Here is an 18,975-nt window from a genome sequence, read left to right as displayed (position 1 = left end):
ATGCACTTTAAAGGCTTGCTTTTTGTGCATGCCGTTATCCCAAAATCGCTGCGCCCCTCGGTTCAAGACCGAGGGCTGCTTTTGGGCGACATGCTTAACCGGCTTGCCGGATAACCTGCTCGAAGCCGCGCCATCATACGTTGGCAGGAGGATCAGTTCGCCGCGGTGGCGGATTTTGGACGAAGCGACCTGCTACGGCGTTTCATACTGCGGCGCACGATCTCGGCGATCAGACCGGGCGCTTCCTCGACCAGCATATGGCCCGCCTCCAGCACATGGTGCAGGTGGAAATGCGCCGGCAGAGCATCGGCCTGGGTGAAGGGCAGCACCGCGTCATCTACCCCCCAAACCACCATCACCGGCATGGTCAGCGTTTCGAGCCGTTCGCGCGGGATAACGCCCTGCCGATCGTCCCTGGTCATGGCGGCCGCGATCTCGACAAGTTTCTGCAGCTGGCCGGGACGCGCACGCATTTCGCCGAGAACATCGACGATGCGCTGCAAGGGCAGGCTTTGCGGTCCGGACATGGCGGCGAGACAGGCGCGAATCTCGCTCCTGTCGGCAGCGGCGGCGTAACGGCGCAACAGCGGCCCATTGATCTCAGTTCCAAAGCCGCCCGGCGCCAGAAGCGTCAGCGACGCTATCCTTTCGGGTTCGGCCAATGCCATCAGCATTGCTGCCGCTCCGCCCATCGAATGGCCGACGAGATGCACCCTCCTAATTCTGCGCGTGGCGAGGTCCGCAAGAACGGCCCGAGCGGCCGCCTTGGCCGGACCGCCACCCGGAAAATCGAGGGATAGCCCATGGCCCGGAAGATCATAGGCGAGCGTCCGTGAACCAGGCGCGAGCGTCGAAATCACCGCGTGCCAGTCGTCGTGGCAACCGCCGAAGCCATGCAGGAAGACAACCGTCTTCGGGCCGGCTCCCCGTTCGGCAGCGTAAAGGGATGAAATCATGAAAATTGATGGTTTATTGCAGGGTGAACAGGAGGCGAAATTCCAGATTGTGGCTGGATTGCGCCTTGTCCAAGCCGATAGCCAGTAAAATTTTCGCGATCAGGCGGCCGAATTCAGAAAAGCCTAACTGGCATTGCCGAGCCCGGCGGCACGCAAGGCCTCGACCAACCGGTCGGTCAAATCGGTGGGGTATCTCCTCTCGACAAAGGTGGCGCGCGGATCGGCAGCGAATTTCGGGAATTTGACAGTCATCTCGTCCACGAGCTCGTTCGCCAATTGATTGCGGCCGGCTGCCTTCGCGCCGATCAGCCGCGCAGCCAGATAGTGCGATTTCGTCGCCGTCGTTTGCAACGCATCGCTGGCAAGCGCGGCCTTGTTCATATTGCCCGTCATGAACTGGCCGACGAAAAGCCCGTAATCCCACCAGGTCGGATGGGCGCTGGAGGTTTCGGCGGCGTGAGCAAGGATCGGTGTTCCCTCGCCGTACCTGCCGGCAAAAATCAACCCATAGGCGTAAGCTGCCGCCATGCTGAGGTCGTAAGGATTGAGTTCGTAGGCCTTGCGCATCCAGCGGATCGATTCCTCTGAATTGCCGAGGCGGGAATTGAGATAGCCGTAGGCGCGGTGCGCATAGGGACTTGTCGGCCCCATCTGCACGGCGCGACGGGCAAGCGACATCGCCTGTTCGATCGTTGCGCCGGCTGGATAGGCGTAGTGATCCGTGGCCGCCTCGAGATGCAGGCCCGCGAGTTCCGAATAGACGAGCGACGACTTCGCATCCAGCTTGGCCAGGTTTTCGAGACAGCGATAGGCGGCCTCATGGCTCTTGGCGCTCTGGTCGAGATAATACTTGTCGTTGAGCAGCAGACATTCCGTCAGGCCGGTCTGAATGCCGCTCTGTTCGATATAGTTGTAGATCGTGCCCGAGGCGGGTATGGCCGAACTCAAAATGCCGGCGACGCTGTCCTCGACGGTGGAGGGGGTGCTGTCGGCGGCAGTCAAATTGCGCGACAGCAGGACCCGTCCGGTCGCCACGCTTTGAAGCTCCAGGGTAACATCGCCTGCCGTTGGTCCCGGCAAGACATCGAATACGAAGCTGATAGCTGCGGCGACCGGATCTGGCGGGCCGTCGGCATCCCGACCGATGAAGCTGACCGTATCGAAGCCGCTGAGGCCGGCGCGCAGCGATGCCGCGACGCGGGCAGCCTCGGGGCTGTCGGCTTTCACCGCAATGTAGACGAGCGGAAGGGTTTCAATCGGAGCCCACGGCGCGATGCTGCCGGTCGCTACTGCGTTTTCGATCGTCGACGCGGTATCGCCTCCCGCCAGCAATGCGCCGCTTCCCTGACGAAGGATCAGCACGCCCAGCATGGCGATAACCAGAACGATCGCCAACCAGAAGAACCGGAGATGGCGCTGCAGCGAGCGTGCCGGCTCACGAACGACTGGGGTCATCAACGATGCGGCATGTGCGGCCATGCCGGGGTCTTCGAACGATTCCGACAAGGCGGCCACCGCCTCGACGTGTTTCTCCGGCTCCGGCTCGACCGGCAGGCGGATCGCGTTGAGTTCATAGGATGGAACATAGCCGCCACGCGGGATGGCGATGCGGATCGGCTCGGCAACACCCTCATTGGCGAAGTAATGCTGCAGAAGATCGCGCAGCCTGCCCGCCTGCACCCGCACCACGGCGTCGGTCGACGGATCGAAATCGCCGTCCTTGCCGAAAACATCCATAGCGATGGAAAAGCCCTTGAGCTTGTCGGCTTCGCCTGCCTGCTCGCGCTCGACCAGATAGCGAAGCAGTTTACGCGCTCGCTCGGATCGTCCGAACGTTTCGCTGGCTAGCAATCGTTCCAACGTCTCGCGCACTGCGGGGGCGGCAGGCGTGGCATGCTGCAAGTGTCGATCCTTTCGAAGTCGGCACAGGTTGAGACGCGATCATATAGTGCTTGCATGGCCAGACAAGCGTGCATCCATTATGCGATCGCGTACCCCACCGGATAATTTTCCGGTGGTTAATGGTGCGAGGGACCAGGGCAAGATGATGCCATCCGAACTCATCTTGCCCCAACCGTCAGCTTTCGACGGCTTGTCTAGTCGACCTTTTGGCCGACGATGCGGTTGGCGGCGGAAACCACGGCTTCCAGCGAAGCGGCGACGATGTTGGTGTTGATGCCGGCGCCGAACAGCTTGCCGCCGGGGTGCTCCATCTCGACATAGGAGATGGCCGAGGCATTCGAGCCGCGCTGCATGGAGTGCTCGGAATAGTCGAGCACTGACATTGGGACGCCGACATGGCGCGACAGTGCGTCGACGAAGCCGTCGATCGGGCCGGTTCCGGAGCCTGATATCGTCACCTCCTTACCCCCGTCGAGAATGACCGCCTCCACCGCACGCCGGCCCTTGATCTCGATGTCCGGATAGGTGTGGTGGTCGAGGAATTTCAGCCGCGCGCCGGGCTGGTCGACATAGGTTTCGAGAAAGCGCTCGTAGATGCGCTTGGCCGGCACCTCCTTGCCCTCGGCGTCGGTGATCGCCTGGATGGCTTGACTGAACTCGATCTGCAGGTTGCGCGGCAGGTTGAGGCCGTAGTCCGCCTGCAGCACATAGGCGATGCCGCCCTTGCCGGACTGCGAGTTGATGCGGATGATCGCCTCGTAGTTGCGGCCGACATCGGCCGGGTCGATCGGCAGATAAGGGACTTCCCAGTAGGGCGTGTTGGCCTTGCGCAACGCCTTCATGCCCTTGTTGATGGCATCCTGATGCGAGCCGGAAAAGGCCGTGTAGACGAGTTCGCCGACATAGGGATGACGCTCGGGGATCTTCAACTGGTTCGAATATTCGTAGACGTCCTTCATCCGATTGATGTCGGAGCAATCGAGCTTGGGATCGACGCCTTGCGTGTACATGTTGAGCGCGAGGGTGACGATGTCGACATTGCCGGTGCGCTCGCCATTGCCGAACAGCGTGCCTTCGACGCGATCCGCGCCCGCCATCAGGCCGAGTTCGGTGGTGGCGATGCCGGTGCCTCGGTCGTTGTGCGGATGCAGCGAAATGAGCAGGTTCTCGCGGTTGTCGAGATTGCGGCACATCCATTCGATGCGGTCGGCGTAGATATTGGGCGTCGACATCTCGACCGTGGACGGCAGGTTGATGATCAGCTTGTTTTCCGCCGTCGGCTTCACGATCTCGGTGACGGCGTTGCAGATTTCCAATGCCACTTCGAGCTCGGTGCCGGTAAAACTCTCCGGCGAATATTCGAAACGATAGCCGCCGCCGGCTTTCGCCGCCATATCGGTGATCATCTTGGCCGCATCGGTGGCGATCCGCCTGATGCCGGCGACGTCCTTTTCGAAGACGACGCGGCGCTGCAATTCGCTGGTCGAATTGTAGAAATGCACGATCGGGTTGGTGGCGCCCTGCAGCGCCTCGAAGGTGCGGGTGATCAGTTCCGGCCGGCATTGCACCAGCACCTGCAGCGAGACATCGGTTGAGACATTGCCCTCTTCGATGCACCAGCGGGCGAAATCGAAATCGGTCTGCGAGGCCGACGGGAATCCGATCTCGATCTCCTTGAAACCCATGTCGAGGAGCAGGGCGAACATGCGTGCCTTGCGCTCGTGGCCCATCGGGTCGATCAGCGCCTGATTGCCGTCACGCAGGTCGACCGAGCACCAGATCGGCGCCTTGTCGATGACCTTCGAAGGCCAAATACGGTCGGCGAGACCGACGGTCGGGTACGGTTGGTATTTGCGGGCAGCGTCCGGCATGCCCCGGGCTGCCTCAGGCATGCCCCGGGTTGCCTTTGCGGCAGGCTTGCCGATTTCCCCGCCATTTGGACGGATGTCTTCTCGTGCGTTCATTGTCGTCTCTCCCGGCGGCTCGCGGGATCCGCCTTCAGCGGATTTGGTGCCGAGCGGCGCCTCTACCAGATATTCATTCGCTTGATGTGACTTGCCAAGGAGCATGCGCGTGAGCGGCGGTTCGACCGCCGGGCGCTCCTTCAGCGAACCCGGCGATCGCCGATAAGGCCGAGAAGCAGCAGGGCGGAAGCAAGCGCGCGCGAGGTCTCGCCGGCAAAGCCGGTCTGACGGGAAGCGACGGAGGTGGCGCGCGTGTTCATGGCGGTTCTCATACAGGAGCAGCCAAAGCGAGGCAAGTGGGCTGCGTTCTGGTGTCGTAAGCGGATGAGTTGTCCGGATTAGGTAGCACATGAGTTGTCCGGTTCTATCGCCAGCCAATGGAGGCTGGGATGAAACGGACAGCATGGCTACAGGACCGGAGAATGCAGAAGACGTTTTGAGCCGCTGGAACGGCGGCGATCTTTCGATGATGGAGGCAGGTGAGTTGCTGGGCATGTCGGAGCGGCAATTTCGCCGCTACCGCGACCGTTACGAAGAGGCTGGGGAAGCTGGGTTGCCCGACCGGCGTTTGGGCGCGAGGCCTGCACCGCCGGACTGCTGCCGGTGACGAGGGAGATCAGAAGCGGTAGCGCAAGCTGGCGAACAGCGAGCGGCCTTCGTCGCGGTAGCAATAGCCGGCCGAACAGATGGTCTTCTGATTGTCGAACAGGTTCTTGGCATTGACCTGCAGCTTCACGCCTTCGAGCTTGGGGTTGCGGTAGCCGAAATCGTAGGAGAGCGAAGCGTCGACGAAGGCGCGTGCATCGTTCTTGAAGGTGTTGGTGTCATCGCCGTAGCTGCTGCTGGCGACGCGAACGCCTGTGCCAAGCCCCAGCCCCTCCAGCGTGCCGTTTTCGAACTGGTAGTGTCCCCAGAGCGACAGGATGTGATTTGGCGTCGCCGACAGTTCCTTGCCCACGGTTCCTTCAGCGCCGCGTTCGATTTTCACCCGCAGATAGGTGTAGGAGGCAATGAAGCTGAAGCCGTTGTCGAGGGAGGCGCTGGCTTCCAGCTCGATGCCGCGCGAGTTCAGGTCGAGCTGGCGCTGCTTGTTGATACCGGTCGAGGCGTCGAACACGACACCGTCCTTTTGATCGATGTCGAACAGGGCGGCGCTGACGGTCGCGTTGTGGTCGGGAATCTCGTATTTGACGCCGATTTCCTTCTGCGTCGCGATGGTCGGACGGGCGACGCGGGTAATGTCGCTATCGATGTCGTCATAGACGAAACCGATGTTGGGCGAGAACGACGTCGAATAGTTGACGTAGGGCGTTAAGCCCGATTCGGTCTGATAGGACAGGCCGAGCCGGCCGGAGAAAGCGCTGTCGTCCTGCTCGGACTGAGTGAAGTCGGCCGCGGTGGAGGTGGTGTCAACCCAGTCGCAGCGACCGCTGGCGAACAGGGTGAAGTCGTTCCACTCCATCTGGTCGTGCAGATAGACGCCAACCTGGTTCATCTCCTGCCCGCCGGCATAGGGGACCGGAGCGGCCTTGATGTCGTCGACGGAGACGTAGGACAAGCCGCTGCCGGCGTCATAGTCGGACCAGGCGTAGTCGACGCCGGCTACCGCCGTGTGCCTGACCGGACCGGTGTCGAACTCGAACTGCGCCATGTTGTCGACGACGAAGTTCTTCATGTTCTCGGTATAGTGGCCCCAGTAGCGCAGCAGATCCGGGCCGCTCGGATAATGACCGCTATATTCGATGTCGCTGTCCACGGCGTTATAGCGAAGGTTCTGCCGCACCGTCAGCACGTCGTTGAAACGGTGCTCGAACTCGTAGCCGATGCGGCCCTGGGTCTGGTCGAAGTCGTTCCAGGCGGGATCGCCCTCGTAGAGGTTCGTCAGAGTGCCGCCTGAATTGTAGAATGCAGCCGTGCCGCCGGTGACGGATTTCGAATATTCACCGAGGATGGTCAGCTTGGTGTCCTCGTCCGGCTTGAAGGTGACCGCCGGCGCCAGATAGATCTTGTCGTCGGGATAGAAGGGCAGGTCGGTATCGCTGTTGCGGCCGAGGCTGGTGAAGCGATAGAGGATGCTGCCGTCCTCGTTCACCGGCCCGGATGCGTCAAGCCCGGCTTGGAAGCGATTGTGCTCGCCCATGAGCATTTCGACTTCGCGGTACTGCTCTTCCTTGGGGCGTTTGGTGACGACGTTGACGATGCCGCCCGGACCGCTGACGCCATAAAGGGATGAAGCCGGGCCTTTCAGGATGGTGACGCCCTCGATGCCGTAAGGCTCCGTCTTGAACCATGCCGAAGCCCCGTTGTACTGGCGCAGCCCATCGCGGAACATGCCATTATAGAAGGCCTGGAAGCCGCGCAGGAAGAACGCATCGTAGCGGGTATCGAAGCCGAAACTGTTGGGATTGGCACTGGCCGTGTAATTGAGCGACTCATTCAGCGTACGCGGCTTCTGGTCCTCGATCTGCTTTTGCGTCACCACCGAAACGGCCTGCGGAATCCTGGCAATCGGTGTGTCGATCTTGGTGCCGATGCGGTCCTTCTTGGCGACATAGCCATCTTGCACCAGAATCTCGTCGCTCTCGGCGTCTACCAATATTTTATCGAGGACGGTGATGTCTCCGCCGTCCTGGGCGTGAGCCGGCTCGGACTGGCCGAGCATCGCAGCGCTGAATGTTAGCCCCAAGCGCCATGCCGTCGGTCGTCTCCGCATCAACTCGTCTCCACTCTCATACAGGATTGCGGTCACGAGCTCTCAAATTTGAGTATTTTAGTCAAGTATTTTTTCAGCTTGCGTTCCGGCTGGCCGGTGTTGTCACCGGGCAGCAAAACGCGTCCGGTTTCCGTGAAGCCGGCTACGAATACAGGGGGAAATGCGGCAGGTCCTTACTCCCTCAGACTTCGCGCCACCAGCCGCGCCACGCTCGGCCCGACCAGCAGCACGATGAGGAAGCGTGCCGATTGCAGCGCCATGACGAAGGAGATGTCGACGTGCTGCGCGGCGGCGGCGATGATGGCGACGCTGTCCATGCCGCCGGGGCTGGTCGCCAGATAGGCGGTCAGCGGATCGATGCCGAGCAGATGGCTGATCATGAAGCCGAGCCCGCCGCAGAAGGCGATGAGGATGATGATCGAGCCGACGATCTGCGGCAGCGCCCTTGTCGCGTGGCGCAGAATTGCCCTGGTGAAATTCAGGCCGATGGTCCAGCCGATCATCGTATAGCCGAGCGCGAGCAGCCAGGGCGGCAACTGCATCGTCACGCCTAGTCCGAGATGGACCGCGGTGCCGAAGATGAAGGTGCCGAGGAAGAAGGGCGACGGAAGCCTGAGCAGCTTCCCGATAAGGCTGCCGACAAGCGCCACGCCGACCGTTGCCGCAAAGCCTTGCGGGTCGATCGGCGGGAACCAGATGATGGCCGGGATCTCGATGCCTGAAGTGTCGACCCACAATTTTGCGACGATGGCCGCTGTCATCGAGACGAAGATGACGCGCAGATATTGCATGAAGGCGACGAGGCGCTGGTCGGCTCCGAAAGCACCGGCCATCAGCACCATGGCGGTGGCCGCGCCCGGCGAAGAGCCCCAGACCGCAGTGGTGCCGGGCAGGATACGCCAGCGGCTGATCAGCCAGCCGAGCAGGCTGGATGCCGCGACAGTCGCCACAACTGTGCCGAGGAACAGCGGCCATTCCTTGTAAAAGACCGGAAAGATATCGGCGGAGATCGAAGCGGCGACAAGGCAGCCGACGATCGCCTGGGCGGCGCCGAACAAAGGGCGCGGCACGCGCACTGTGGCGCCGTTGGTGCCGGCCAGGATCGCCGCCAGCATCGGTCCGATCAGCAGCGCGGCCGGCAGAGCGGCGAATTCCAGCGCGCCGGCGAAGAGGATCGAGAAAACCAGCAGGGCCAGCCACTGCCAGCTCTTGTGTATTCGGGCCATACGTTCGACGGTCGGCTGGTCTGGCAAGGAGTCCATTCTTCGCTCTTAGACCCGAAGAGGGGAGATGCGAACCCCGCGGCGGCGAAAAATGCGTCCGCTCTCAGGCGTCAGCCGGTCTTGGCGGCGGGCAGGCCGAAGCCGCCTACGGGCTGGGTCTCGACCTGGAATTCGAAGCCGGCGATGATCGGCTGTGCCTTCGCGATCGCTGCCTGGACTTCCGGCAGTTGCAGCGAAGCCTTATGGCTTGCCTGGTCGGTCCACACCTCGGTCACCCAGATCGCGTCGGCGTCAGCCGGATCGGTGGCGATGATGTAACTCAGGCAACCAGGCATGGCGCCGGTGCTGGCAAGCAGGACATCCATGATCGCGTCGCGCTGGCCGCGCGTCGCTCGCATCTTGCCGATCAGACCGTACATTGCGGTTTTCTCCGTTGGCTTCCGCGACAAGTATGCAGGCCGCCGCTCACGGCATCAACTGGCCACCATTCACCTCGATCACCTGGCCGGTGATGTAACCGCTCAAGAGAGCGGAGGAGAGGAACAGATAGGCGCCGACGCAGTCTTCGGGCGTGCCGGCGCGGCCCTGCGGAATGGTGGCCACCATGGCCTTCATCTGCTCGTCGGTGGAATAGCGCTCATGGAAAGGTGTCGCGATGGTGCCCGGCGCCACCGCGTTGACGCGGATGTTGAAGCCGATCAGTTCCTTGGCCATGCCGCGGGTCACATTGGAGACGAAGGCCTTGGCCGAGCCGTAAAGGCCGGCGCCGCCGCCGGCGCCATTGCGCGCCGCGATCGACGAGGTGTTGACGATGAAGCCGCCCTGGCGCTTCAGCCATGGCATCGCCTTGCGCGAGGCAGTCAGCACGGAGCGGGCGTTGAGGTCCATCACCGCGTCGTAATGCGCCTCGGTCTGCTCGGCATAGGGCACGCGCCCAAGCATGCCGCCGGCATTGTTGACCAGGCCGTCGAGCCGGCCGAAGTGCTGCGCACTGTCCTCGACGACGCGCTCGACATCGGCGGAGATCGAGAAATCGCCCTGGACGAGGAATACCTCGCCGCCGCCGTTACGGATGGTCCCGGCCAGGTTTTCGGCAGCCGCCCGACTTGAGTTGTAATGCAGCGCGACGCGGCATTTCTGTGCGGCGTAGGCCAGTGCAAGTGCCGCCCCGATGCCGGTCGAAGCACCGGTGATCAGCACCGCCTTGCCGGCGAGGTCGGGGATGACCAGGGTGGGAGTGACAAGGCTGGTTGTAGTGGTTGGCACGTTTATACCTCCGGGACCCTATCTGCTCTTCGTAGGGGCTCGCCGCCCTCATGTTCAAGTCCAAAGGGCTCAGGGCCGCAAATACGCGTAGCCCTGGCGCTGCAATTCGGCGAGCTTGACGACGCCACCGGTCTCGGCGGCATGGAAGCCATCGAGCAGATCGGTGAGCGCAACATCCATGCCATGCATGGTATTGGCGCAAGCGTGCGGGGTCAGCCCGTCGCGAACCAGACTGGAGAAACGGCTGGAGATGGCAGCGGACGCGCTCTTCGACTTGAAAGCGGTGAGTGCCGGGCCATGCACGACCAGTACGATGTCGACCTTGCCGCCGGTGCCGTCATAGTGGTTCTTGATGTTGCCCAGCACGAAGCCGACCTTGTCGAGGTCGCTGAGGTGATAGGCGACCTTTTGCCTTTCCTCTTCCACGGCCGCTGCCCGGACCTGGCGCAGTCCGAAAAGGCCGGTGGCTCCGGCAAGAGCCACGCGAAAAATGTCGCGGCGCCGCATGATTTCCTCCTCCTGTTGCCGGTTTCGCAAATGGCGTGGCCTCGACCTCGATCCTAGCATAAATTGGAGCCACGTCCTGTCGGGCGAGGAGGGGCACATGATTTCGAAGACCATTATGGGCAGCGGACTTGGTGTCGCCTTGCTTGCCGCACTCGCCGGCACGGCGTTCGCCGACGATGCAGGCAAGCTCACCGAACTCAGTCCGGACGGCAAGGATGCCTGTTTCGGGCGTGTTTACGATGCCGCGCATCTGAAGGCGCATCCGCACCAGAAGGTGGCGCGGATCTTCTTCCACTATGGCGACGATCCGGTCAGCCACCCGAACGAGGAGCCGAGCAGCGGTCCGTCCGGCTACACCGGCTTCATGGCCACGACGGTGCGCGGCGCCAAGAAGCCCGAATGGGTCGGCGGTTGGTGCGGCAAGGGCGATCCGCAGTCGAGCGAGATCCACTGCGGCATGGAATGCGACCGCACCATGGCCTCACTGAACGTCGATGAAAAAGGCCGGTTGATCGTCTCCGGCGTGCAGCGAGACCTTTATCTCGATGCCGGCGCCGAGGAAGAGCTGGGCGAAAAGGAATATGCCAGGCAGGCACTCGGCACCGAGGATGACGGCTTTCGGCTCGACCGCATGCCGGCGGAGGCCTGCAAGGCCGAATTCGCGCGCATCGATCCGATCGACCCGGCACTGGGAGCGCCACTGCGCGAACGGCTGAAGCCGGACCAGCCCTTCTGCTACGGGCGCGACTATGATGCCGCGCATCTTGACTCGCATCCCGATCAGCTCACCCGGACCATCCGGGTTTTCCGGGGCCCGATCGAGCTGGCCTCCTTCGCCACGGACGGCGATCCGGAAAACTGGCCAAACGGCGCCGACATTGCCGTCTCCGTCACAACGCGCCAGAACGCTGCTGAGGTCGCTCAGAGCTACAGTTGTGAAGGCGAAGCGGACCAGTGGCGCTGTGTGGCGAGCGCGAAGACGAGCGACTTTGCCTGCGATATGGCGACCAGGGAGATCTATCTGCGTCGCGGCGTCAACGGCACGATGATGCTGGCCAACCCCAACAGCAGCGTGCCGATCGTCGACCTGTGCTCGAAGGCGGCAGAGGGCAAGACCATGTCCGACGACAAGGTCTATCGCCTGGAGCCGATGCCGCAATCCGCCTGCGCGCCTTGAGAGATGGTATATATCTTTGCCATATACCGTTGAGGGGATTGGTACGATGGAAAAAGCGAAGGCGTTCTGGTCAGGCCGCTCGCAGGCGGTGCGGCTGCCAAAGGAATTCCGTTTCGAAACCGATGAGGTTTCGATTCGCCGCCATGGCCAGAGTATAATTCTCGAACCGCTCGCGGAGGACTGGGCCTGGCTCGACCAGGTGATAGGCCCGCTCGACGATGATTTCGCCGAGGCAGCACTGGAACGTCCAGCTGAGCAGGACCGGCCCGCTTTGGATGACGTTTTCAAGTGATCTATCTGCTCGATACCAATGCCGTCATCGCGATCATGAAAGGCGACGCAGATCTGCAGGCGCGGCTCAAGCCACACAGGCCGCAGGATTTCGCACTTTCGGCCATTGTCGTGCACGAATTCTACTACGGTGCTCAAAAGAGCCGGCGAAAGGCCGACAATCTGGCGCGCATCGAAGCGCTCCGGTTCCCGGTACTCGAATTCGATCGGGAAGATGCAAGGCATGCCGGCGAGATTCGGGCAACGCTTGCAACGTCGGGACCCCGATTGGTCCCTATGATGCGCTGATTGGTGGGCAGGCGCGTGCCCGGCACCTCACGCTAATAACCCGCAATGTACGGGAATTCGAGCGGATCAAAAACCTCACAATCGAGACTTGGTGAATCGCCTCAACTTGGTGAATCGCCTCACGCGAACGGCACGGCCGTTGTGCCCTTGGGCAGCTTTGCCTCATCGTCGGGCTCGACATGGATGGTGACGCGAACCGAGGGGATTTCTGCCTTCAGCGCGTCCTCGATGCGGTCACAGATGACGTGGCTGGCGCCAACCGACATATCGGCGTCGACGACCAGGTGGAATTCGATGAAGGTGGCGCGGCCGGCGATGCGCGTCTTCAAATCATGGACCTCCAGCGCCCCCTTGCAATTGGCCGAGATGATGTCGCGGATGTGCATGTGTTCCCGCGTGTCGACGGCGCGGTCCATGAGGCCGCTTAGCGATTCTCCAGTAAGCTTCCAGCCCTGGTAGAGAATGTTCACCGCTACGAGGAGCGCAAGCAACGGGTCGAGGATTTGCCAGCCGGTCATCACTGCGGCGACAAGGCCCACGATGACACCGACCGAAGTCAGCACGTCGGTCATGATGTGCTGGCCGTCGGCGACCAGCGCCGGCGAACGTTTGGCGCGGCCGTTGCGGATCAGCAGGAAAGCCCATATTGCGTTGACGAGAGCCGCGACGGCGTTAATCGTCAAGCCTTCCCAAGGCTGTTCGAGCGGTGCCGGGTTCTGCAGCGACTGCCACACCTTGGCTATGATCAGCAGCGCTGCCACGACGATCAGCACACCCTCAAGTACCGCGGAGAAATACTCGGCCTTGTGATGACCGAACGGGTGGTCGCTGTCGGCCGGTTTATGGCTGATGCGGATCGCCCAGAGAGCGGCGGTCGCGGTGATGACGTTGACGATGGATTCCAGCGCGTCGGAATAGAGGGCGACAGAGCCGGTGATCCGCCAGGCAACAAACTTCAGTCCCATTACCAGGAAGGCGATGACGATCGACCAGAAGGCGAGGCGCGCGATCTTGCGCTTGGCGGCCGCGTTTGCTGCGGTCGCTGTCCTGTTTTCCGTTTCGGCCATGGTGGCTAAGCCGCCTTCTCGCTGGCCTTGCGCGGCAGATGCGCAACGATGTTCTCGATGATGCGCATGCCGGCATTGTGGCCGAGCGTCATGATCGATTCCGGATGGAACTGCACCGCGGCGATCGGCTCCTTGCGGTGCTCGAAGGCCATGATGACACCTTCTTCCGTCTCGGCCGTGACGATGAAGTCGTCGGGCAAGCGCACCGGATCGGCGAAGATCGAGTGATAGCGGCCGACCGTCACCTCCTTGGGCAGGCCGGAAAAGATGATGCCCGGCTTCGACACGCGGATGCGCGACGGCTTGCCATGCATCGGCACGTGCAGTTGGCGCAGTTCCCCGCCATAGGCTTCGGCCAGCGCCTGCAGGCCGAGGCAGACGCCGAAGATCGGCAGGTCGCGCGCGCGGGCCCGTTTGATGGTGGCAGCGCAGTCGAAGTCCTTCGGCGTGCCGGGGCCGGGCGACAGCACGACCAGGTTTGGCTTCAGCCGGTCGAAGACCTCGTCCGGCACAGGTGTGCGCACGGTCGAGACATTGGCGCCGGTCTGGCGGAAATAGTTGGCCAGCGTGTGGACGAAGGAGTCTTCATGGTCGACCAGCAGGATGTTGACGCCGTCGCCGACGCGCGCGGTGCTGCGTTCGGTTTCGGCGGTATTGCCTGATTTGGCGTCGCGGATGGCGGAGAGCATGGCGGATGCCTTCAGTTCGGTTTCAGCTTCTTCTTCCTCGGGAATACTGTCGAAGAGCAGCGTGGCGCCGGCGCGCACCTCGGCGATGCCGTCCTTGATGCGAATGGTGCGAAGCGTCAGGCCGGTGTTCATGTCGCCGTTGAAATTGACCATGCCGATCGCTCCGCCATACCAGGCGCGCGGGCTCTTCTCGTTCTGTTCGATGAAGCGCATGGCCCATAATTTCGGCGCGCCGGTGACGGTGACCGCCCAGGCATGCGACAGGAACGCGTCGAAGGCGTCCATGCCTTCGCGCAGCCGTCCCTCGATGTGGTCGACGGTGTGGATCAGCCGTGAATACATCTCGATCTGACGGCGGCCGATGACGCGCACAGAGCCCGGGTCGCAGACCCTCGACTTGTCGTTGCGGTCGACGTCCGAGCACATGGTCAGCTCGGATTCGTCCTTCTTCGAATTGAGCAGCTTCAGGATCTGCTCGCTATCGGAAATGGCGTCGTCGCCGCGCTTGATCGTGCCGGAGATCGGGCAGGTCTCGACTCGGCGGCCGTTGACGCGCACGAACATTTCGGGCGAGGCGCCGATCAGATATTCGCCTTCGCCGAGGTTGATGAAGAAGGAATAGGGTGAGGGGTTGATGGTCTTCAGCTTGCGGGAGATGTCGGAGGGCGGCGTCTCGCAGCGCTCGTAGAACATCTGGCCGGGCACGACTTCGAACAGGTCGCCGCGTTTGAAACTCTCCATCGCCTTGCGCACCAGATTGGCATATTCGCCGGGCTCATGGTCGCCGCGCGGCGGGATGCGGTCGGCTGTCTTGAACGGCTCGACGATTTCGTCGCGCGGCAGGCCTTCCGTCGAAAACCCGTCGCCCGAATAGTCGTAGCGGTCGGTCCAGGCCTTGGTCGAATAGTGGTCGACGACCAAAATCTCGTCGGGCAGGAACAGCACAAGATCGCGCTGGCTTCGTTCGCGCTCGAGCTTGTAGTCGACCGGGTCGAACTGGAAGGCGAGATCGTAGCCGAAGGCGCCGTAGAGCCCGAGATTGGCGTCTTCCTCCGTCCTGAACAAGGCGGTGATGGCGCGCAGGACGGTGAAGACGGAGGGAACGCGGCTGCGTTCCTCTTCGGTGAAGACGCGGCTGGGCTCGGCCACGTCGAGGCGGATCAGTCTCTTCGACGTCTCGGCGATCGTCACGTCGTCAAGCCCGCCGAGCGCCTTGCCGATCACCGGCAAAAGCACCTCGCCACGGCTGTTCAGCGCCTCGATGCGCATGGCGCGGCCGCGCGCCGAGATCACCAGCGGTGGGTCGATGATGGCGGTGTCCCAGCGCGTGTAGCGGCCGGGATATTCGTAATTCGAGGAAAACACGGCGCCACGGCGCGCATTCAGGCCGTCGATATAGGCGTCGATCGCGCCTTCGTAAGGCCGGTCGTGGCGCTCGCGGGTAATCGCCACGCCACCGGCCGTGACGAAGCGCTCCGCCCCGTTCTCCAGAATTTTCGTCGTCATTGCCGTCTCCATCAGCGTATTGGGCAACGGACCCGGGAATGCCTAGAAAAACAAATGGCCGCCCGGACATTCCGTTGCGGCCACCTTCTATTTTCACGCGCACGCGTTCGAACAGGCCGCTGTCAGCGAGCCCACCACCAAACGGTCTTGATCGAGCGCATGTTCATGGGCGATTCCAATAGCGGCGATTGAGCGGCCGCGCAACTGGATTCAATGAAGGGCCAGGGGAGGGGCGAAGGGCCTAGGGAAGGGCTTGAGTCTCAGTCCTCCAGGGTCCCCGACCGTGCATCGGCACTCTTCTTGTCTCCGACCAGCTTCAGCAGGTCCTCGCCGACGCGGATGATGCGCCGGGAACGCCGTGTCAGGATGACACCCGCCTGCGGTGCGAACACCTGCGTGCGGCCGCCGGCCTCGCCCGGCGCATGGACGATGGTGGCGAGCAGCGCGCCCTTTGCCACACGGTCGCCGGGTTTCACGTCGTAAAGGACCGCGCCCGCCCGGGGCGCCGGCATCATATCGATGTTCTCGAGCGGTGCGACGATACCGGTAAAAGAGCTGGGGCCGGTAAAGCCGCTGGGCGCGGGCGAGGCCTGATCCTGGATCACACCGCGCGCCACCAGCAGCCGATAGAGCCCTTTGGCGTCGGAGCCGGCGAGAGCGCCGTCGACATCGAGTATGCCGCGATACTCGACCGTGGTGGCGACGCGCCGGTCAAACCGCGCCACTTCGGCCGGGGCCTTCAGATACGGCATGATCGAGGCGCCTTCGAAAGTGCCGTCGGTGTCCTCTTCCCACAGCACCACCGCATCGACGGCCATGGCCGCCGCACAATCGGCCATCGCCGGCCACATGCTGGCGTGGACGTAGAGATAGGCGAGGCCCTCGTCGTCGCAATGCAGGTCAAGGACGATGTCGTGGCCGATCGACAATTGCAGCAGCCGGGTCTTTAGCCGCTGGTCGGCCGTGCCAAGCGTGGTGTCCGGCAAGAGTGCCGTGTCCGGCGCGGCCAATAGCGGAAAGCCGCGGTTGAAGTTGGTGCGCGTGCCCAAGTGGAAACGGCCCTGATGCTCGCCGAAATGATACTGGGCGCGGCCGATCGGATTGGCCTGGGGCACGATGGTGATATTGCCCTTGATGCGACCTTCGGCCTCCGCCTTTTCAAGCATCGGCACCAGCGCGTCGATGGCAACGACGCCCGGCAGTTCGCCGGCATGAAGCGCTGCCTGCAGATAGGCTGACGGTGCCGCCTTGTCCGCTCCTTCGAAGCGGAACCCTTCGAAGCGGAACACCGGGAATTCGTAGGAAACGCCCTCGGTGTCGCCGGCGATGCGCTCGATCGATTTCTGCATGGGAATGCCTCCAGGAAAAAGAGGCCGAACACATGCCCTTTCCCCAATACGCTGTCGATTGGTCCAGTCCGCGGGGCTATGGGCGCAACGAGTTGCCCGGCCTGCGCCCGGCCTATGCCAGCGGCTTCAGCTCCTGGGCGATGGTGGGCAGGAGTTCCGAGACGTTGGGATGGATATGCATCGCCCGCGCCAGCGTGCTAATCGGCGCCTTGGCGTACATCAGGTCGAGCACGCAGTGTATCGCCTCGTCGCCGCCGGGGCCGAGCACCGAACAGCCGAGGATTTCCTTGGTGTCGGCGTCGACCAGGATCTTCATGAAACCTTGCGTCTCGCCTTTCTCGACGGCGCGGCCGACGCGGGTCATCGGCCGCTGGCCGACAAGCGCGCGACGGCCGGATTTTCTTACCGCCGCTTCGGTCATGCCGCAGCGGCCGAGCGGCGGATCGATATAGAGGGCATAGGCCTCGATGCGGTCGCTCACCTTGCGCTGATCGTTGTCGAGCAGATTGGCGGCAACGATCTCGTAGTCGTTGTAGGAGGTGTGGGTGAAGGCGCCCTTGCCGTTGCAGTCGCCCATCGCCCAGATGCCGGGCACGCTGGCGCGCAATTGGTCGTCGACGACGATGAAGCCGCGTTTGTCGACCTCGACGCCGGCCCTGTTGAGGTCGAGATCGTCGGTGTTGGGCGTCCGGCCTACTGCCAGCAGCACATGCGAGCCGACCGCCGCCGCCTTGCCGGCGGAGAAAGTCACGGCGATGTCGTTGCCATGTTTGACAAAGCGTATGTCGTCGGCGCCGAGATGGACGGTGATGGCTTCGTTTTCGAGAATGGACAGGATGGCGGCTGAGACATCCTCGTCCTCGCGGCCGATCAGCCGTGGGCTCTTTTCGATCACCGTGACCTCTGAACCGAAACGGCGGAACATCTGCGCGAATTCGAGCGAGATGTAGCTGCCGCCGACGACTATGAGGTGGCGCGGCAACTCGTCGAGATCCATCATCGACGAATTGGTCAGGTACGAAATGTCGTTGACACCGGGCAGGTCGGGCACCGAGGCGCGGCCGCCGGTGTTGAGGAAGATCTTCTCGGCGCTCAGCAGATCGGCGCCGACACGCACGCTGTTGGCCGATTCGAAGCGCGCATGGCCGCGATAGAGCGCGCATTTGTCCATGCCGGCAATCCAGCTTTCGAGGTTGCCGCGGGCGTCGTTCGACACCTTGTCCTTGCGCGCCTTGATCGCCTTGTAGTCGACGCCGACCGGACCGGAGAGCGTCACGCCGTAGTCGGCGGCGCGACGGGCCAGATGTGCGGCATAGGCGCTTGCCACCATGGCCTTGGTCGGCATGCAGCCGGTGTTGACGCAGGTGCCGCCGACCAGTTTCCGTTCGATCAGCGCCACGCTCATGCCGGCTGCCGTCAGCCGGCCGGCGAGCGACGGGCCGGCCTGTCCGGCGCCGATGATGATGGCGTCGAATGTCTTTGCCGTCATGCCACGGCCGCCACGATGAGAAGGCCGCCGACGATTGCCACTGCGTCCTCGATGAAGGCGGCGGGCGGGTCCTTGCCGAAGGTAGCGGCCAGGCGTTTGCGTAGCTCGGCGCCGCCCAGCGTGCCGATCACCGCGCCGATGGCGCCGGCGATCAGGCCGCCGATGGTGGCGCCGCCGGTCGCGCCGATCACCGCGCCGGTGAAGGCGCCCATGACGATGCGCGCGCCGAGCTGCTGCGGCACCTTGCGGCTCGGCGTCGACGGCAACTGGTCGGTGACCAGTTCGACGATGGCCAGGATGGTGAAGATGCCGACGGCGATCCAGTGCCCCATGAAACCAGCCCAGGTACCAGCGACCGGCAGCCAGCCGAGATAGGCGCCCCAGGCGACGGCAGCGGGCGCGGTCATGGCACGAAGGCCGGCGACGACGCCAATCAGAAGCGCAAGAATGTACAGCATGCTTGATCCCCTCAACAGCAGGGCTCAGGACAACCCTGCAGGAGCAGGCTAGCATAGGCGCGGTATTTAACCAGAGCCTGTGATCTCTGGCGTTACCCGATTTTTATGGACTGTGCTTTGACACCACGTT

Annotated in this window: 16 protein-coding genes and 1 pseudogene; 4 read left to right on the top strand and 13 right to left on the bottom strand. The window is 62.8% G+C overall.

Going from position 1 to position 18,975, the window contains the following annotated elements; genetic code table 11:
- Positions 1-152: 152 nt before the first annotated feature.
- The 3 genes from E5X88_RS19995 to leuA form a co-directional block, all read right to left on the bottom strand.
- A complete protein-coding gene (locus E5X88_RS19995; protein ID WP_292164304.1) occupies positions 153-956 on the bottom strand; it encodes an alpha/beta fold hydrolase in 804 nt (267 codons plus the stop codon).
- Positions 957-1,079: 123 nt separating this feature from the next.
- Positions 1,080-2,858 (bottom strand): hypothetical protein, encoded by a 1,779-nt coding sequence (locus E5X88_RS19990; RefSeq protein ID WP_292164301.1) that lies wholly within the window; start codon positions 2,856-2,858, stop codon positions 1,080-1,082.
- A gap of 194 nt (positions 2,859-3,052) precedes the next feature.
- Complete coding sequence (gene leuA, locus E5X88_RS19985; RefSeq protein ID WP_292164368.1) at positions 3,053-4,729, bottom strand: 2-isopropylmalate synthase; 1,677 nt, start codon at positions 4,727-4,729, stop codon at positions 3,053-3,055.
- Between the two features lie 496 nt (positions 4,730-5,225).
- Here leuA and E5X88_RS19980 point away from each other — a divergent pair, with 496 nt between their 5' ends.
- The gene (locus E5X88_RS19980) at positions 5,226-5,429 is read left to right on the top strand and encodes a helix-turn-helix domain-containing protein (protein ID WP_292164300.1); all 204 of its coding nucleotides are present in this window, start codon (positions 5,226-5,228) and stop codon (positions 5,427-5,429) included.
- A 9-nt stretch (positions 5,430-5,438) separates the two neighbouring features.
- On the opposite strand, the gene E5X88_RS19975 is transcribed toward E5X88_RS19980, so the two are convergent.
- The 5 genes from E5X88_RS19975 to E5X88_RS19955 all read right to left on the bottom strand — a co-directional run bounded on the left by E5X88_RS19975 (position 5,439) and on the right by E5X88_RS19955 (position 10,531).
- On the bottom strand, positions 5,439-7,535 hold the full coding sequence (locus E5X88_RS19975; protein ID WP_292164299.1) for a TonB-dependent siderophore receptor: 2,097 nt from the start codon (positions 7,533-7,535) through the stop codon (positions 5,439-5,441).
- A 173-nt stretch (positions 7,536-7,708) separates the two neighbouring features.
- The gene (locus E5X88_RS19970) at positions 7,709-8,797 is read right to left on the bottom strand and encodes an AbrB family transcriptional regulator (protein ID WP_292164298.1); all 1,089 of its coding nucleotides are present in this window, start codon (positions 8,795-8,797) and stop codon (positions 7,709-7,711) included.
- A 71-nt stretch (positions 8,798-8,868) separates the two neighbouring features.
- Positions 8,869-9,177: a putative quinol monooxygenase gene (locus E5X88_RS19965; protein WP_292164296.1), complete on the bottom strand. Its 309-nt coding sequence runs from the start codon at positions 9,175-9,177 to the stop codon at positions 8,869-8,871.
- 46 nt (positions 9,178-9,223) lie between these two features.
- Entirely contained in the window at positions 9,224-10,024 is an 801-nt protein-coding gene (locus E5X88_RS19960; RefSeq protein ID WP_292164294.1) for an SDR family oxidoreductase, read from the bottom strand.
- 69 nt (positions 10,025-10,093) lie between these two features.
- A complete protein-coding gene (locus E5X88_RS19955) occupies positions 10,094-10,531 on the bottom strand; it encodes a DsrE family protein (RefSeq protein WP_292164293.1) in 438 nt (145 codons plus the stop codon).
- 97 nt (positions 10,532-10,628) lie between these two features.
- Between E5X88_RS19955 and E5X88_RS19950 the strand changes: the two genes are divergently transcribed.
- The 3 genes and pseudogenes from E5X88_RS19950 to E5X88_RS19940 all read left to right on the top strand — a co-directional run bounded on the left by E5X88_RS19950 (position 10,629) and on the right by E5X88_RS19940 (position 12,382).
- Complete coding sequence (locus E5X88_RS19950) at positions 10,629-11,708, top strand: hypothetical protein (protein WP_292164291.1); 1,080 nt, start codon at positions 10,629-10,631, stop codon at positions 11,706-11,708.
- Positions 11,709-11,754: 46 nt separating this feature from the next.
- On the top strand, positions 11,755-12,000 hold the full coding sequence (vapB, locus tag E5X88_RS19945; RefSeq protein ID WP_292164289.1) for an antitoxin: 246 nt from the start codon (positions 11,755-11,757) through the stop codon (positions 11,998-12,000).
- Positions 11,997-12,382, top strand: a pseudogene (locus tag E5X88_RS19940) (type II toxin-antitoxin system VapC family toxin). Before vapB ends, E5X88_RS19940 begins: the two are co-directional and overlap by 4 nt.
- A 24-nt stretch (positions 12,383-12,406) precedes the next feature.
- Here E5X88_RS19940 and E5X88_RS19935 read toward each other — a convergent pair.
- The 5 genes from E5X88_RS19935 to E5X88_RS19915 all read right to left on the bottom strand — a co-directional run bounded on the left by E5X88_RS19935 (position 12,407) and on the right by E5X88_RS19915 (position 18,845).
- The gene (locus E5X88_RS19935) at positions 12,407-13,354 is read right to left on the bottom strand and encodes a cation diffusion facilitator family transporter (RefSeq protein WP_292164287.1); all 948 of its coding nucleotides are present in this window, start codon (positions 13,352-13,354) and stop codon (positions 12,407-12,409) included.
- Between the two features lie 5 nt (positions 13,355-13,359).
- Positions 13,360-15,549, bottom strand: a complete 2,190-nt coding sequence (locus tag E5X88_RS19930) for an anthranilate synthase (RefSeq protein ID WP_292164285.1) — start codon at positions 15,547-15,549, stop codon at positions 13,360-13,362.
- 260 nt (positions 15,550-15,809) lie between these two features.
- Positions 15,810-16,898 carry a succinylglutamate desuccinylase/aspartoacylase family protein gene (locus E5X88_RS19925; RefSeq protein WP_292164284.1) on the bottom strand — a complete coding sequence of 363 codons (1,089 nt, stop codon included), beginning with the start codon at positions 16,896-16,898 and terminating at the stop codon, positions 15,810-15,812.
- 112 nt (positions 16,899-17,010) lie between these two features.
- Positions 17,011-18,387: an FAD-containing oxidoreductase gene (locus E5X88_RS19920; RefSeq protein WP_292164282.1), complete on the bottom strand. Its 1,377-nt coding sequence runs from the start codon at positions 18,385-18,387 to the stop codon at positions 17,011-17,013.
- Positions 18,384-18,845 carry a DUF4126 domain-containing protein gene (locus E5X88_RS19915; RefSeq protein ID WP_292164280.1) on the bottom strand — a complete coding sequence of 154 codons (462 nt, stop codon included), beginning with the start codon at positions 18,843-18,845 and terminating at the stop codon, positions 18,384-18,386. The genes E5X88_RS19920 and E5X88_RS19915 overlap by 4 nt, the downstream gene beginning before the upstream one ends.
- Positions 18,846-18,975 lie beyond the last annotated feature (130 nt).

Source organism: Mesorhizobium sp., assembly GCF_004962245.1.
Taxonomy (GTDB): Bacteria; Pseudomonadota; Alphaproteobacteria; order Rhizobiales; family Rhizobiaceae; genus Mesorhizobium.
The sequence above is the reverse complement of the archived record's forward strand: the minus strand, read 5'-3'. Positions and strand labels throughout refer to the sequence as shown.

Bases quoted from the DNA above. Each gene is read 5' to 3' on its own strand.
- E5X88_RS19980 (WP_292164300.1), top strand. From the start codon at position 5,226: ATGGCTACAGGACCGGAGAATGCAGAAGACGTTTTGAGCCGCTGGAAC.
- E5X88_RS19920 (WP_292164282.1), bottom strand. From the start codon at position 18,387: ATGACGGCAAAGACATTCGACGCCATCATCATCGGCGCCGGACAGGCC.
- leuA (WP_292164368.1), bottom strand. From the start codon at position 4,729: ATGCCGGACGCTGCCCGCAAATACCAACCGTACCCGACCGTCGGTCTC.
- E5X88_RS19925 (WP_292164284.1), bottom strand. From the start codon at position 16,898: ATGCAGAAATCGATCGAGCGCATCGCCGGCGACACCGAGGGCGTTTCC.
- E5X88_RS19955 (WP_292164293.1), bottom strand. From the start codon at position 10,531: ATGCGGCGCCGCGACATTTTTCGCGTGGCTCTTGCCGGAGCCACCGGC.
- E5X88_RS19970 (WP_292164298.1), bottom strand. From the start codon at position 8,797: ATGGACTCCTTGCCAGACCAGCCGACCGTCGAACGTATGGCCCGAATA.
- E5X88_RS19930 (WP_292164285.1), bottom strand. From the start codon at position 15,549: ATGACGACGAAAATTCTGGAGAACGGGGCGGAGCGCTTCGTCACGGCC.
- E5X88_RS19950 (WP_292164291.1), top strand. From the start codon at position 10,629: ATGATTTCGAAGACCATTATGGGCAGCGGACTTGGTGTCGCCTTGCTT.
- E5X88_RS19975 (WP_292164299.1), bottom strand. From the start codon at position 7,535: ATGCGGAGACGACCGACGGCATGGCGCTTGGGGCTAACATTCAGCGCT.
- E5X88_RS19915 (WP_292164280.1), bottom strand. From the start codon at position 18,845: ATGCTGTACATTCTTGCGCTTCTGATTGGCGTCGTCGCCGGCCTTCGT.
- E5X88_RS19935 (WP_292164287.1), bottom strand. From the start codon at position 13,354: ATGGCCGAAACGGAAAACAGGACAGCGACCGCAGCAAACGCGGCCGCC.
- E5X88_RS19965 (WP_292164296.1), bottom strand. From the start codon at position 9,177: ATGTACGGTCTGATCGGCAAGATGCGAGCGACGCGCGGCCAGCGCGAC.
- vapB (WP_292164289.1), top strand. From the start codon at position 11,755: ATGGAAAAAGCGAAGGCGTTCTGGTCAGGCCGCTCGCAGGCGGTGCGG.
- E5X88_RS19995 (WP_292164304.1), bottom strand. From the start codon at position 956: ATGATTTCATCCCTTTACGCTGCCGAACGGGGAGCCGGCCCGAAGACG.